The organism is Cryobacterium sp. 10I5, assembly GCF_035019865.1.
GTDB lineage: Bacteria > Actinomycetota > Actinomycetes > Actinomycetales > Microbacteriaceae > Cryobacterium > Cryobacterium breve_A.
The window spans coordinates 1-13,162 of the sequence record NZ_JASJVI010000096.1; the positions used below are offsets into that span (position 1 = coordinate 1).

The 13,162-nt window shown below is 68.3% G+C and carries 13 protein-coding genes; 5 read left to right on the forward strand and 8 right to left on the reverse strand.

From position 1 onward, the window contains the following. A partial coding sequence (locus QN350_RS16960; RefSeq protein ID WP_323516947.1) for an anti-sigma factor occupies nt 1-621 on the forward strand: 621 nt, incomplete at its 5' end. Between the two features lie 20 nt (nt 622-641). Beyond that, a complete protein-coding gene (locus QN350_RS16965; protein WP_322137923.1) occupies nt 642-1,529 on the forward strand; it encodes an aminodeoxychorismate lyase in 888 nt (295 codons plus the stop codon). Nucleotides 1,530-1,636: 107 nt separating this feature from the next. Here QN350_RS16965 and pstB read toward each other — a convergent pair whose 3' ends face one another. The 8 genes from pstB to QN350_RS17005 all read right to left on the reverse strand — a co-directional run bounded on the left by pstB (nt 1,637) and on the right by QN350_RS17005 (nt 10,672). Further along, on the reverse strand, nt 1,637-2,416 hold the full coding sequence (gene pstB, locus QN350_RS16970; RefSeq protein WP_322137922.1) for a phosphate ABC transporter ATP-binding protein PstB: 780 nt from the start codon (nt 2,414-2,416) through the stop codon (nt 1,637-1,639). 37 nt (nt 2,417-2,453) lie between these two features. Continuing rightward, complete coding sequence (pstA, locus tag QN350_RS16975; RefSeq protein ID WP_322137921.1) at nt 2,454-3,554, reverse strand: phosphate ABC transporter permease PstA; 1,101 nt, start codon at nt 3,552-3,554, stop codon at nt 2,454-2,456. Beyond that, the gene (gene pstC / locus QN350_RS16980) at nt 3,554-4,498 is read right to left on the reverse strand and encodes a phosphate ABC transporter permease subunit PstC (protein WP_322137920.1); all 945 of its coding nucleotides are present in this window, start codon (nt 4,496-4,498) and stop codon (nt 3,554-3,556) included. The genes pstA and pstC overlap by 1 nt, the downstream gene beginning before the upstream one ends. Before the next feature lie 162 nt (nt 4,499-4,660). Next, complete coding sequence (gene pstS, locus QN350_RS16985; protein WP_322137919.1) at nt 4,661-5,758, reverse strand: phosphate ABC transporter substrate-binding protein PstS; 1,098 nt, start codon at nt 5,756-5,758, stop codon at nt 4,661-4,663. Between the two features lie 157 nt (nt 5,759-5,915). Further along, nucleotides 5,916-6,866 carry an NUDIX hydrolase gene (locus QN350_RS16990; RefSeq protein WP_322137918.1) on the reverse strand — a complete coding sequence of 317 codons (951 nt, stop codon included), beginning with the start codon at nt 6,864-6,866 and terminating at the stop codon, nt 5,916-5,918. Further along, the gene (locus QN350_RS16995) at nt 6,863-9,037 is read right to left on the reverse strand and encodes an RNA degradosome polyphosphate kinase (RefSeq protein WP_322137917.1); all 2,175 of its coding nucleotides are present in this window, start codon (nt 9,035-9,037) and stop codon (nt 6,863-6,865) included. Before QN350_RS16995 ends, QN350_RS16990 begins: the two co-directional genes overlap by 4 nt. A 56-nt stretch (nt 9,038-9,093) precedes the next feature. After that, nucleotides 9,094-10,005 (reverse strand): mycothiol synthase, encoded by a 912-nt coding sequence (gene mshD / locus QN350_RS17000; RefSeq protein ID WP_322137916.1) that lies wholly within the window; start codon nt 10,003-10,005, stop codon nt 9,094-9,096. Next, the gene (locus QN350_RS17005; RefSeq protein ID WP_281535805.1) at nt 9,980-10,672 is read right to left on the reverse strand and encodes a winged helix-turn-helix transcriptional regulator; all 693 of its coding nucleotides are present in this window, start codon (nt 10,670-10,672) and stop codon (nt 9,980-9,982) included. The genes mshD and QN350_RS17005 overlap by 26 nt, the downstream gene beginning before the upstream one ends. Before the next feature lie 73 nt (nt 10,673-10,745). Between QN350_RS17005 and QN350_RS17010 the strand changes: the two genes are divergently transcribed. From QN350_RS17010 to QN350_RS17020, 3 genes are all read left to right on the forward strand, one after another. Then, on the forward strand, nt 10,746-11,009 hold the full coding sequence (locus QN350_RS17010) for a hypothetical protein (protein WP_322137915.1): 264 nt from the start codon (nt 10,746-10,748) through the stop codon (nt 11,007-11,009). A gap of 191 nt (nt 11,010-11,200) precedes the next feature. Beyond that, nucleotides 11,201-11,902, forward strand: a complete 702-nt coding sequence (locus QN350_RS17015; RefSeq protein WP_322137914.1) for an FABP family protein — start codon at nt 11,201-11,203, stop codon at nt 11,900-11,902. Nucleotides 11,903-11,969: 67 nt separating this feature from the next. After that, nucleotides 11,970-13,145 carry a folate-binding protein gene (locus tag QN350_RS17020; protein WP_322137913.1) on the forward strand — a complete coding sequence of 392 codons (1,176 nt, stop codon included), beginning with the start codon at nt 11,970-11,972 and terminating at the stop codon, nt 13,143-13,145. Nucleotides 13,146-13,162 lie beyond the last annotated feature (17 nt).

Below are 13,162 nucleotides of genomic sequence, written 5' to 3' on the forward strand. Positions count from 1 at the left end.
CCCCGCCTCGCCGCGGTCCCGCCCGTTCCCCCCTCCGCGCAGGCAACCCCGGTTGTCTCCGCGGATCCCTCGGCGGCCGGCACCGGCGCAGGCTCGAGTTCCGGCCGGAGCGCCGCAGAGCGGGCACGCAAGCGCTGGTTCCAGCGGCCCGCGAGCCTCCTGCTCGCTGCGGCCGCCGCTGTCGCCCTGTTCGTCGGCGGCACGTTCGTCGGCCTGGGACTGGCCGGCCCGTCGGGCACCTCCGATTCCTTCGCGGCCCAGCAGGCGGCATCCCTCGCCCAGCTCAACGCGGCACCGGACGTCCAGCGGGCTTCGGCGACGACCGCAGACGGCCACGCGGCCACCCTGGTCTGGTCCGACACGAGCAGCCTGTCGGCGCTCGTCGTCGACGGCCTGCCGGCGCTTTCCGGAGACCAGGACTACCAGCTCTGGTACATCGGAGCCGGGGGAGCGGTCTCGGCCGGTCTCCTCGACACGAGCGTCAGTGCGAACGGAGGAACCGCGTGGCGGGTCCTCGACGGCAGCCTCACCGCCGGCGACACGATCGGCATGACCGTCGAGCCCAAGGGCGGCTCGAAACAGCCCACGACGGCTCCGATCGTCGCCATCCAGAGTTCCTGATCCGCAACTAGGCTCGGGGCATGACGCTGCCATTCACCCTGCTGATCGACCCGGTGCCCGCCGATTCCGCCCAGACGGAGTTCGCGGGCACCTTCCACGAGATGGACTCGACCGCCCCGGCGCTCCGGGTAGGGGAGTTGAGCACCCAGCGCGGTGACGGCATCTTCGAGACGCTCAGCGTCGTCGACGGCCATCCGCAGGAGGTCGAGGCGCACATCAGCCGACTGCGCCATTCGGCGGAGATCTGCGACCTCCCGGTGCCGAACGCGGCGCAATGGCGTGAGGCCATCGGCTACGCGGTTTCCCGGGTGCCCCACGAGGGCGAGCTCGCCCTCAAATTCGTGCTCAGCCGAGGCGTCCAGTCCGGGCCGGCGCTGACGGCATGGCTGCACGCGACCCGCGCGCCCGACCACTCCGCCGCGCGCGAAAACGGGGTACGGGCGATCACCCTCGATCGCGGCTACCCGCGCGGCGTCGCCGAGGCCGCTCCGTGGCTGCTGATGGGAGCCAAGACGCTCAGCTACGCGATCAACATGGCCGCCCTCCGTGAGGCGCGGCGTCGCGGGGCCGACGACACGATATTCCTCACTCACGACGGCTACGTGATGGAGGGTCCGACGTCGAGCGTGGTCATCCGTTCGGCCGGAGTGTACGTGACGCCGGCGCCGAGCGGGGCAATCCTGCACGGCACCACCCAGCAGAGCCTCTTCGAGCACCTCAGGGAGCAGGGCGAACCGGTGGAATACCGGGACGTCACCGTCGCGGAGCTGCGGGCAGCGGATGCCGTCTGGCTGCTGTCGAGCATCCGCCTGGTCGTGGCGGTGACCGAGCTCGACGGCCTGCCGCTCGCGACCGACCTGCCGCGCACGCGCGTCTTCAACGCGTACCTGCTCGGTCGCACCGACTAGCCCCGAGCCCTAACCAATTCGACGGAGTTTTTGCGATCTGAACCGGTTTACCCGGCCTCCTAGGGGGTCGAAAACCAAAAACTCCGTCGAATTCGTTCAGCGCTGATTTAGCCGAAACGGCCGGAGACGTAGTCCTCGGTGGCCTGCACCGACGGGTTGGAGAAGATCGTCGTGGTGTCGTTGTACTCGATGAGCTTGCCGGGCTTGCCGGTGCCGGCGATGTTGAAGAAGCCGGTGCGGTCGGAGACCCGGGATGCCTGCTGCATGTTGTGCGTGACGATCACGATCGTGTATTCGGCCTTCATCTCCTCGATGAGGTCCTCGATCGCGAGGGTGGAGATCGGGTCGAGGGCCGAGCACGGCTCGTCCATCAGGATCACGTCGGGCTGCACAGCGATGGCGCGGGCGATGCAGAGTCGCTGCTGCTGGCCGCCGGAGAGGCTCGATCCGGGCTTGTCGAGGCGGTCCTTGACCTCGTTCCAGAGGTTGGCGCCCTGGAGGGACTTCTCGATGAGGGCGTCCGCGTCTGACTTGGAGATGCGGCGGTTGTTGAGCTTCACGCCGGCGAGCACGTTGTCGCCGATCGACATGGTCGGGAACGGGTTCGGCCGCTGGAACACCATGCCGACCTGGCGGCGCACGAGCACCGGGTCGACGCCGGTCCCGTAGAGGTTGTTGCCGTCGATGAGCACCTCGCCGGTGACGTAGGCGCCGGGGATGACTTCGTGCATCCGGTTCAGGGTGCGGAGGAAGGTGGACTTTCCGCACCCGCTCGGCCCGATCAGGGCGGTCACCGTGCGGGGCTCGATCGTCAGCGTGACGTTTTCGACAGCGAGGAACTTGCTGTAATAGACGTTGAGGTCGTTGACTTCAATGCGCTTGGACATGTGATCCTTCGAGTTGCGGCCAGCGGCCGGGTGGAGCCTAGCGGCCGAGCTTGGGGGAGAAGATTCTGGCGATGAGCCTCGCGAGGCCGTTCAGGAGCATGACGATGAGCACCAGGGTGAGTGCACCCGCCCAGGCCCGGTCGAGATACGCCTGGGTGTCCGCGCCCTGGTTCGCGTACTGGGTGTACACGAACACCGGGAGGGTCATCATCCGCTGGCTGAACAGGTCGTAGTTCATGCTCGCCGTGAAGCCGGAGATGATCAGCAGCGGGGCCGTCTCTCCGATGACCCGGGAGATCGAGATCATGATGCCCGTGACGATGCCGGCGATCGAGGTCGGAAGCACCACCTTGAGAATGGTCAGCCACTTCGGCACGCCGAGGGCGTATGCGGCCTCGCGCAGCTCGTTCGGCACGAGTTTGAGCATTTCCTCACTCGAGCGCACCACGACCGGGATCATCAGGACGGAAAGCGCGACCGCACCGCCGAAACCGAACCGGATGCCCGCGTCGTTGAAGAGCAGCGCGAAGAAGGCGAAGGCGAACAGTCCGGCGACGATCGAGGGGATGCCGGTCATCACGTCCACGAAGAAGGTGATCGCCTGGGCCAGCCGGCCGCGTCCGTACTCGGTGAGGTAGATCGCGGCGAGGAGGCCGATCGGCACCGAGATGAGCGTGGCGACGCCGGTGATCTCGAGGGTGCCCATGATGGCGTGCAGGGCGCCGCCGCCCGCGCCGACGACATTGCGCTGGGATTCGGTGAAGAACGTCGGGGTGAGGAAGGCCGGCAGCCCGTTGGCGACCGTCGTGAAGACCAGCGAGATCAACGGCAGCAGTGCGATCACGAAGGCGGCGGTGACGAGCGCGGTGACGAGGCGGTCCTTCGCCTTGCGAACGCCTTCGACGGCGTACGAGAGCGCGTAGATGGCGACGCAGTAGAGCACCGTGCCGAAGAAGATCGTGCCGACGATGTTGAACCCTGAAGTCGCCCCCGACAGCTGAAGCACCAGGAAGACCGCTCCGGAGACGATCCAGCTCGAGAGCAGCACGTAGAGCGTGGAGTTCCGGGGCAGCTTGCCCGCGGCGTACGCGTTGGCCTGGGGCGTGTTCGCGGCCCGGGTGGCGGTCGTGCTGCTCATCAGTTCGCTCCTGAGAAGGCCTTGCGGCGGTTGATGATGTAGCGGGCGATCATGTTGACCGCGAGGGTGATGACGAAGAGAATCAGGCCGGTGGCGAGCAGGATGTTCACGCCGACGCCGTGCGCCTCAGGAAAGTTCAGCGCGATATTCGCGGCGATGGTCGTCGGGTTCTGCGAGGTGAGCAACTGGAAGAGGACCGTTGGGCTCGGGGAGAGGACCATCGCGACGGCCATGGTCTCGCCGAGAGCGCGCCCGAGGCCGAGCATCGACGCGGAGATGATGCCGGAGCGACCGAACGGGAGCACCGCCATCGCGATCATCTCCCAGCGGGTCGCGCCGAGGGCGAGAGAGGCTTCCTCGTAGAGCACGGGGGTCTGCAGGAAGATCTCCCGGCAGAGCGCGGTGATGATCGGCAGCACCATCACCGCGAGCACGATGGCGACGGTGAGGATGGTGCGTCCGGTGCCGGAGACCGGCCCGGCGAAGAGCGGGAACCAGCCGAACCAATCGACGAGGTTCGAGTAGAACGGCTGGACGAGCGGGGCCAGCACGCCGATGCCCCACAGGCCGAAGACCACGGACGGCACGGCGGCGAGGAGGTCGATGACGTAGCCCAGGCCCTGGGCGATCCTGCGCGGGGCGTAGTGCGAGATGAAGAGGGCGATGCCGATCGCGAGCGGGATCGCGATGATCATGGCCAGCAGCGCCGACCAGAGCGTGCCGAAGGCGAGGGGCCAGACGTAAGCCCAGAAGTTGGTGAAGCCGCCGCTGAAGTCGGCCGGTACGGCCACGAAGGCGGGCAGGCTCTGGACGAACAGGAACCCGGCGACGGCGGCGAGCACGGCGAGGATCAGGCTGCCGGCGACGACGGTCGCGGTGGAGAAGACCACATCGCCGGGACGCTGCGGGGCGCGGATGCGATCGCGGGCAACTACGGAGGTCATACCGGGCGTCTCCCTGAGTTTCGGGTTGTGGAACGAAAACGGTGTGCGGTCCGGGGACCGCACACCCCAGTCTGCCCGGTCCGGGCCGCTGATACGACGCGGGCCCGGGCCGGGCAGACTTCGGTGGTGCTGGTAGTGCGGGTGCTGCCGGTGAAACGGGTGTTACTTGACGGTCGCGAGAACCGCGGCGACCTTGGCAGACAGGTCGGCCGAGAGCGGTGCGGCGCCACCGGCGGATGCGGCGACCTTCTGGCCGTCAGCACCGGCCATGTACGACACGTAGGCCTTGACGAGCTCGCCCTGGGCGGGCTTGGCGTATTCGGTGCAGACGATCGCGTAGCTGACCAGCACGAGCGGGTAGTGCGTCGGGTCGGTCGTGGTGCGGTTGATCTTGATCGCGAGGTCGTTCGCGTTTCGTCCCGCGACGAGGGGGGACGCGGCGACGACGGCGGCAGCGGCTTCTGCGGTGTAGCCGACGAAGGTGTCGCCGACCTTGATCTTCGCAACGACGAGCTTGCCTGCCTTGGACGCGTCGACATAGCCGATCGTGCCGACGCCGTTGGTCACGGCGTCAACGACACCGGACGTGCCCTTGGCGCCTTCGCCGGCCTTGATCGGGAAGGGGTCGGCAGGCTTGTCGGTCCACACGGTCGGTGCGGTCTGGAAGAGGTAGTCGGTGAAGTTCTTCGTGGTGCCGGAGTCGTCCGAGCGGTGCACGGCGGTGATCGCCGTTGCCGGGAGGGTCACGCCGGAGTTGAGCGCGGCGATGGCCGGGTCGTTCCAGGTCGTGATCTCACCGCGGAAGATGTGCGCGAGGGTCGCGGAGTCGAGCTTGAGGTCCGTGACGCCGGCGACGTTGAAGACGACGGCGATCGGGGAGATGTAGACCGGAAGGTCGACGGCCTTCGCGCCAGGGGCGCAGGAGGCGAATGTGCCGGCGAGCTCGGTGTCCCCGAGGTACGAGTCACTGCCGGCGAAGTCGGAGCCGCCCGCGATGAAGGTGGAGCGGCCGGCGCCCGAGCCGGACGGGTCGTAGTTGACCGTAACGTTCGGGTTGGCGGTCTGGAACGCGGAGATCCAGGCCTCCTGGGCCGAGCCCTGAGCCGAGGAGCCGGCGCCGGTGAGCGTTCCGGTCAAAGTGCTGGTTGTTGCTGCGGTGGTGCTCGAGCCGGTGCCGGCTTCGTTCGATGCGCACGAGGAGAGTGCGAGAGCGGCGGCGACGGCGATGACCGCGGGTCGGCCAAAACGCTTGAGATTCACGAATTTTCCCTTTCGAGGGTTGACGGCAGTGAAACTGACTGCAGGGCGGGGCCGGTGCTGGCCCCGGTCAGACGATAATCCGACGGCTTAACGACACCCCCTCCGGAAGATGAACGGAAGGTTAACGTCAACGGGCCGTTCGGCGGGCCGTCGGCCCTCAGACGCTCGGTCGGTAGGTCTCGATGCCGAGGATCCCGGCGCTCGGGTTCTCGCGCGACAGGTGTACGACCGAGAAGGAGCCGATGTCGAGGTGGGAAGCCTCCTCGATGTACAGTCCGAAGGTGCTCCCGGTGGCGAGGGCGATCTCGTGCAGGATCTCGGGAAGCACCGGTCCGTGGCTGCAGATGACGGCGGTCTTACGGGAGCGGATGCGCTTGCCGATGCCGGCGCGGACATCCGCAACGCCCTGCTCGAAGGCATCCTGGCTGAACAGCTCCGTGCGCTTGATCGGGATGCCCGTCGCGGCCGCGAGCGGCGCGACGGTGGTGACGCACCGGGTGGCCGTGCTCGACACGATGCGGCGCGGGCGCCATGCCGTCACGGTCGGCACGAGTTCCACTGCCTGGGCAACGCCGCGTTCGGTGAGGGGCCGCGTGCTGTCGGGCCCTGCCCAGCTCGAACCGGTGACGGCCTTGCCGTGCCGGAGTGCGATCAGGGCGAACGTCGTCGTCACCCCGCGGTCGGCGAGCTCGGCGAAGGCGTCGATGATCTCGACGTCCTGCGCGTAGCTGAGGTAGCTGCGGGCCTTCTTGATCGTGACCCATTCGATCGCCGCGATCTCGCTGTTCGGCACAAAGGTCGAGCGCTGGATCTCCGCGGGGTGGACCTCGGCGGCCCAGTACTGCACGACCTTCTCCCGCCCGTTGCCGAGCGAATACCGCGATTCGCCGAGCGGCACGCCGAGGGCGACCGCGAGTCCGGTCTCTTCCTCGATCTCACGCACCGCCGTCTGCGGCATGGTCTCGCCGGGGTCGACCTTTCCCTTGGGAATGGTCACGTCGCCGTAGACCGTGCGGTGCACCAGCAGGACGTTCATCTTGCCGTCGATCAGGCGCCAGCAGACCGCGCCGGCAGCGTAAACCGGCCCGTTCGGAAGAACCGCACTCATCGGCGACCCGTCGGCCGCACGCGTCGGGAGATCTGCTGCATCAATCGGTCCTGCATGTCGTCGAGCGGCTTTCCGGAATCGTCGAGGTGGTGGCGGGTCCATTCGCCGGTGTTGTCGAGCCACCAGGACGCCGTGCGGTCGTCCATGGCGCGGTTGAACAGGCCATCGATCTCCGTGAGGTGATCGGGGTCGACGAGGCGCACGAGGGCCTCGACGCGTCGGTCGAGGTTGCGGTGCATCATGTCGGCGCTGCCGATGTACACCTGGGTGTCCCCGCCGTTGTGGAAGGAGAAGATCCGGGAGTGCTCGAGGTAGCGGCCGAGGATCGACCGCACCTTGATCGTCTCGCTGACCCCGGGGATGCCCGGCGTCAGGCTGCAGATGCCGCGCACCCAGACCTCGACGGGAACCCGGGCCTGGCTGGCCCGGTAGAGAGCGTCGATGATGGCTTCGTCGACCATCGAGTTGACCTTGATGCGGATGCCGGATGGCTTGCCGTCGAGGGCGGCCTGCGTCTCGAGGTTGATCGCCTTCAACAGCCCGCGCCGCAGGTGCAGGGGTGCGACGAGGAGCCGCTTGAACTTCTTCTCGATCGCGTACCCGGACAGCTCGTTGAACAGGCGGGTCAGGTCCTTGCCGACCTGGGGGTCCGCGGTCAGCAGGCCGAGGTCCTCGTACAGCCTGCTGGTCTTCGGGTTGTAGTTGCCGGTGCCGATGTGGCTGTAGTGCCGCAGTACGCCGTTCTCGTTGCGCACGACGAGGGCGAGCTTGCAGTGCGTCTTGAGGCCGACGAGGCCGTAGACGACGTGCACGCCGGACTTCTCGAGCTTGCGCGCCCAGGAGATGTTGGCCTGCTCGTCGAAGCGGGCCTTGATCTCGACGAGGGCGAGCACCTGCTTGCCGGATTCGGCGGCCGCGATGAGCGCCTCGACGATCGGGCTGTCACCGGAGGTGCGGTAGAGCGTCTGCTTGATGGCGAGCACGTCAGGGTCGGCGGCGGCCTGCTCGAGGAATGCCTGCACGCTCGTCGCAAAGGACTCGTACGGGTGGTGCAGCAGGATGTCGCGGCGCGCGATCGAGCTGAAGATATCGGGCTCGGCGTTCGGCTCCGGCGCGAGGAGCTGCACGGCCGTGGTCGGCACGTGCTTGACGTAGCGCAGGTCCGGGCGGTCCACGCGCAGGTCGAACAGTCCGCCGAGGTCGAGCGGAGCGGGCAGCCGGTACACCTCCTGCTCGGTGACGTCGAGTTCGCGCACGAGCAGGCCGAGGGTGACCTCGTCCATGTCCTCGGTGATCTCGAGGCGGATGGGCGGGCCGAACCGGCGGCGCAGCAGTTCCTTCTCGAGGGCCTTGATCAGGTTCTCGGTCTCGTCTTCCTCGATCTCGACGTCCTCGTTCCTGGTGACCCGGAAGACGTGGTGTTCGAGGATGTCCATGCCGGGGAACAGGTCGCCGAGGTGATTGGCGATGAGGTCCTCGAGCATGATGAAGCGCACGTTGTCGAAGCCCTCGCGGCGGTCGACGCGCACGAAGCGCGGCAGCATCGTCGGTACTTTGAGCCTGGCGAATTCCTGCTTGCCGGTCTTCGAGTTGCGAACCCTCACGGCGAGGTTGAGCGAGAGCCCCGAGATGTAGGGAAACGGGTGCACCGGGTCGACCGCGAGCGGCATCAGCACCGGGAAGATCTGGTTGGAGAAGTAGTCGCGGAGCGACCGGTGGTCGGCCTCGTCGAGGCTGTCCCAGGTGGCGATGTGGATGCCGGCGTCCATCATGGCCGGGCTGACGAGCTTCTGGAAGGCGCGGGCGTGCCGGTCCTGGAGCACGTGCGCCATCGCCGAGATGTCTGAGAGGGCGTCCTGCGGTGCGGTGCCGATGTTCGTCGGCACGGCCAGTCCGGTCAGGATCCGACGCTTGAGCCCGGCGACGCGGACCATGAAGAACTCGTCGAGGTTGCTCGAGAAGATGGCCAGGAAGTTCGCGCGCTCGAGCACCGGGAGCAGCGGATCCTCGGCGAGCTCGAGCACCCTCTGGTTGAACGCGAGCCAGCTCAATTCCCGGTCGAGATACCGGTTCGTGGGGAGTTCCGGGTCGTCCTTGCCGGTCAGGGGATCGAAATCGTCATCGAAGTCGCTTCCGAGACCCGATTCTTCCTGAATGTTTTCGCCGTCCATGAGTCCATCCTGACACCGCGGGACCTGCCGGTGCGACGGTTCCGGGTGAACAGTGGCTATCGGGTTCGGCGGCGGTACTGTACGTCGACCGTGCGGTCGGTGAATCCGAGGGAGCGATACAGCCGCACGGCGGGCCCATTGTCGGCTTCGACGTAGAGCGTCGCCTGCGTCACCCCGCGCTGTCGCAGCCGTTCGAGTCCGGCGGTCATCAGCCGGCGTCCGAGACCGCGGCCGCTCCACTCGGCGCTCACCCCCACGACGTAGATTTCCCCCTCCGCTGCCCCTTGCTCGAGCTTCAGCCAGTTGTAGCCGATGAGGGCGGTGTCGTGGCGGGCGACGAGGAAGTCGCCCGCGTCGAACCAGTCCTCGTTCATGCGGTCTGCGAGGTCGGCCGCGGTGATGCCGCCCTGCTCGGGGTGCGCCGCGAAGGTCCCGGCGTTCAGCGCGACCCAGGCGTCCGCATCCGTGTCGGGGTCAAAGGCCGTGATGACGATGTCGTCGGCTGCCGTCGTCGCCGGGGGAACGGCTGCCGGAGGTGCGGCTGCGTCGAGCGCCAGTTGCAGCTGCAGGAGGCGCCGGACCGCGTCGAAGCCGAAACGCCCGGCGAGGGCGCGGGCCGCCGGGTGATCGCCGTGCGCCCACGCGGTCAGGCCGTCCGGAACATCCGCCGCAAACGCGGGATCGCCGAAGAGCTCGGTCAGGGCCGCGGTCGCGTGGCCGTGCCAGCGGAAGTCGGGGTGCACGACGAGGTCGAGCTCGCCGGCGCCGAGGACGAGCGCCCCGACGACAGGGCCCATGATCGCATCGCCGTCGCGCAGCAACAGGGGAGTGCGGCGCCCGGCCGCGACATCGAGGGTGGCCTGCTCGTTGAGCGGGGCGTACCCGTCGACGCGGGCGGCGGCATCCGTCACCGCGGCGAACTGGAGCGCGAAGGCGCTGTCGTCAGGCCCGTGCGACGGACTGATCACGCACGACCTCTGGTTCCTGCACGTTGAAGCGGTATCCGACGTTGCGCACGGTGCCGATCAGGGATTCCTGGTCGCCGAGCTTGGCGCGGAGGCGTCGGACGTGCACGTCGACCGTGCGCGTGCCGCCGAAGTAGTCGTAGCCCCAAACCTCGCTGAGCAGCTGCTCGCGGGTGAAGACGCGGGAGGGGTGGGCCGCGAGGAAGCGGAGCAGCTCGAATTCCTTGTAGGTGAGGTCGAGCGGCCGGCCGTAAACCTTCGCGGAATAACTCGCCTCGTCGATGACGACGCCGGCGGCGCGGATCAGCGCGGACTCCTCGGCCCGCGGCGTGCGCCCTGCGGCGAGGCGGATGCGGGCGTCGACCTCTGCGGGACCCGCCGTGTCGAGGATCACGTCGTCGATGCCCCAGCCGGGGCTCACCGCGGCGAGGCCGCCCTCGGTGATCACGAGCAGCAGCGGAACCTGGCTGCCGGTCGTCTGCATGATCTGGCACAGCGACTTGGCGGCCATCAGGTTGGTACGGGCGTCGACGAGGATGACATCGGAATCCGGGGCGGTGATGAGCTGGTCGGGCTGGGCCGGAATGACACGGATTCCATGCGAGAGCAACGCCAGTGCCGGCAGGACCTCCCCGCCGACCGCGGAGGTCAGGATCAATAATTGCGCCACGCGGGCCCTCCAACCATTGTTGGCCAATCCTAGCGTGCAGCCAATTGCTCGTTTGGCAGGGCAGAATGGAGGAGTGAAGTGGCAGTGGAGAAGCGTCGGCCTGGTCTGGGCGTTCGCCGTGGTCTGTTCGGTGCTCACGGGGGCCCTCGCGGCGCCCGGTCGCTCCCTTGTGTGGATCGGCCTCTCCCTCGCGGGGTGCACCATCGGCACCCTCTCCATCCAGCTCGCGACCGGCCAAAAAGAGGGCTACGTACACCGGGTGACGCTGAGCCTCGTCGGCGCGGTCATCGTCCTCGCCGCCGCGACCGGAACCTTCGCGCTCGCCGGGCTTCTGTAACGAACTGGTAAAGCCGCGCCGGACGCCCGTCCGCAGGCGTTTCGACTCTCGCCGGCAGCTAAGGTGGTGTCATGTCAATCCTCGCGCTCGAAATCTTCTTCCTGGGCCTCCTCGCGCTCGCGAGTCTCTCGATCGCCTGGGTGTCCGGCCTCGTGTTGTTCAAGCTGTTCCGGGGGCAGCGGTAACCCTCGATGTTCGAGCTACCGACCCAGCTCCCCTCCGAACTCGTTCCGCTCTCGTGGCTCCTCGGCGTCTGGGAGGGGTCCGGCGTCATCGACTACGCCCTGCCGGACGGCCGCAAGGTCACGCGTGAGTTCGGCCACCGGCTGAGTTTCAGCCACGACGGCCTTCCGCACCTGAACTACAGTTCCTATACCTGGCTCGAAGCGGATGCCGCAACTCACATCGACGAGGACGTCGACGGTGCAGGCGCCGACCAGAACCCCGACGCCGCCGACGCCGGCGACACGGTCGCGGCAGGGCCGGCCCTCGTCGGGAACACCCCGCTCATGACCGAGACCGGCTATTGGCGCCTGAGCCGCCCCCAGGGTGCAGGCGACCCGGGGCCCGGCCTGCTGCCCGCAGAGGGTATGCACCCGTTCACGACGGCGTTCGCCGTCGAGACGCTCCGTAACGCCGACGGCGGCTTCGACATCGACGTCACCCTCGTGCACCCCGGCGGTGTCGCCGAGATCTACCTCGGCCAGGTCAAGGGACCGCGGATCGACCTCGCGACCGACGCGGTGATGCGCACCCAGGGAGCCAAGGCATACTCGGCGGCGACCCGGCTGTACGGCCTCGTCGACGGTCACCTGCTCTGGGCCTGGGATATCGCCGCCCTCGGGCAGAGCCTGCGCACCCACGCCTCCGGCCGGCTCAAACGGGTCGAATAATCCCGGCGGTTCCCGCGTTGTCCCCGATGTGCGCCTCTGCGTCACGTAAACCCCGGAAGAAGTCCTCATGACCCCGCCGACCGCATCCGCTTCAGCCCTCCTCGACCTGCCGGGCGCCGTGCAGGCCACCGGCCTCGATGCCGGCGTCGCCGCCCACTACGGCAACCCGATGATCGAACAACGGCACCTGCTCGCCGGCGAGGCCATCGTCGACCTCTCCAACCGTGCGGTGCTCGGGGTCTCCGGCCCCGACCGACTGACCTGGCTCAACTCGATCACGAGCCAGGAGCTTCGGTACCTCAAGCCGGGGGATTCGGCTGAGACCCTCGTACTCGACCCCACCGGGCACGTCGAGCACGCGGTGCGCCTCGTCGACGACGGAACAGAGGCCTGGCTCGTCGTCGAGGCCGCCGAGTTGCCCGCACTGCTCGCCTGGCTCGACCGGATGCGCTTCATGCTGCGGGTCGAACTCCGCGACCGCACCGAGGAGTACGCCGTCATCGGCACGATGGGAAGCATCGGCGACCTCGCCGTGGCCGTCCCCGCGCTCGAACCCGCGGCTCCGAACGGAACCCCCCTCGTCTGGCACGACCCGTGGGCGGCCGTCGTCACCGGCGGCTTCCAGTACGCGGAAGACCCCGAACATCCCGGCGCCGACTGGCACTGGACCGAGGCCCTCCTGCCCCGCACCGCGCTTCCCGCTGTGACGCGCGCCGTGCGCAGCGGCGCCGTGCGCGCGGCCGGGCTGCTCGCCCTCGAGGCGCTCCGGATCGCGGCGTGGCGACCGCGCCGGGCGAACGAGGTCGACGACAGGACCCTCCCGCACGAGCTCGACTGGCTGCGCAGCGCCGTGCACCTGAACAAGGGCTGCTACCGCGGCCAGGAGACCGTCGCCAAGGTACACAACCTCGGGCACCCGCCGCGGCGGCTCGTGCTGCTGCACCTCGACGGCTCCCAGGGAGTGCTGCCGGTGCACGGAGACGAAGTCCAGGCCGTGCGCAGGCTCCCGGACGGCAAGACCGAACGCCGCGGCGTCGGTGCGATCACCTCGAGCGCCATCCACTACGAGCTCGGGCCGATCGCCCTCGCCGTCGTGAAGCGCACCGTTCCGGCGACGGTCGTGCTCCAGGTGCTGAGCGAGGAGATCGCCGTGGCCGCGACCCAGCAGGTCATCGTTCCGCAGTCGGCAGGCTCGGTCGCCGAGATCCCCCGGCTGCCGCGGCTGGGCATCCGCACCCCCTGACACCGAACCCCCGCCAC

Bases quoted from the DNA above. Each gene is read 5' to 3' on its own strand.
- QN350_RS16995 (WP_322137917.1), bottom strand. From the start codon at position 9,037: ATGGACGGCGAAAACATTCAGGAAGAATCGGGTCTCGGAAGCGACTTC.
- QN350_RS16965 (WP_322137923.1), top strand. From the start codon at position 642: ATGACGCTGCCATTCACCCTGCTGATCGACCCGGTGCCCGCCGATTCC.
- QN350_RS17020 (WP_322137913.1), top strand. From the start codon at position 11,970: ATGACCCCGCCGACCGCATCCGCTTCAGCCCTCCTCGACCTGCCGGGC.
- QN350_RS17015 (WP_322137914.1), top strand. From the start codon at position 11,201: ATGTTCGAGCTACCGACCCAGCTCCCCTCCGAACTCGTTCCGCTCTCG.
- pstC (WP_322137920.1), bottom strand. From the start codon at position 4,498: ATGACCTCCGTAGTTGCCCGCGATCGCATCCGCGCCCCGCAGCGTCCC.
- QN350_RS16990 (WP_322137918.1), bottom strand. From the start codon at position 6,866: ATGAGTGCGGTTCTTCCGAACGGGCCGGTTTACGCTGCCGGCGCGGTC.
- pstB (WP_322137922.1), bottom strand. From the start codon at position 2,416: ATGTCCAAGCGCATTGAAGTCAACGACCTCAACGTCTATTACAGCAAG.
- pstA (WP_322137921.1), bottom strand. From the start codon at position 3,554: ATGAGCAGCACGACCGCCACCCGGGCCGCGAACACGCCCCAGGCCAAC.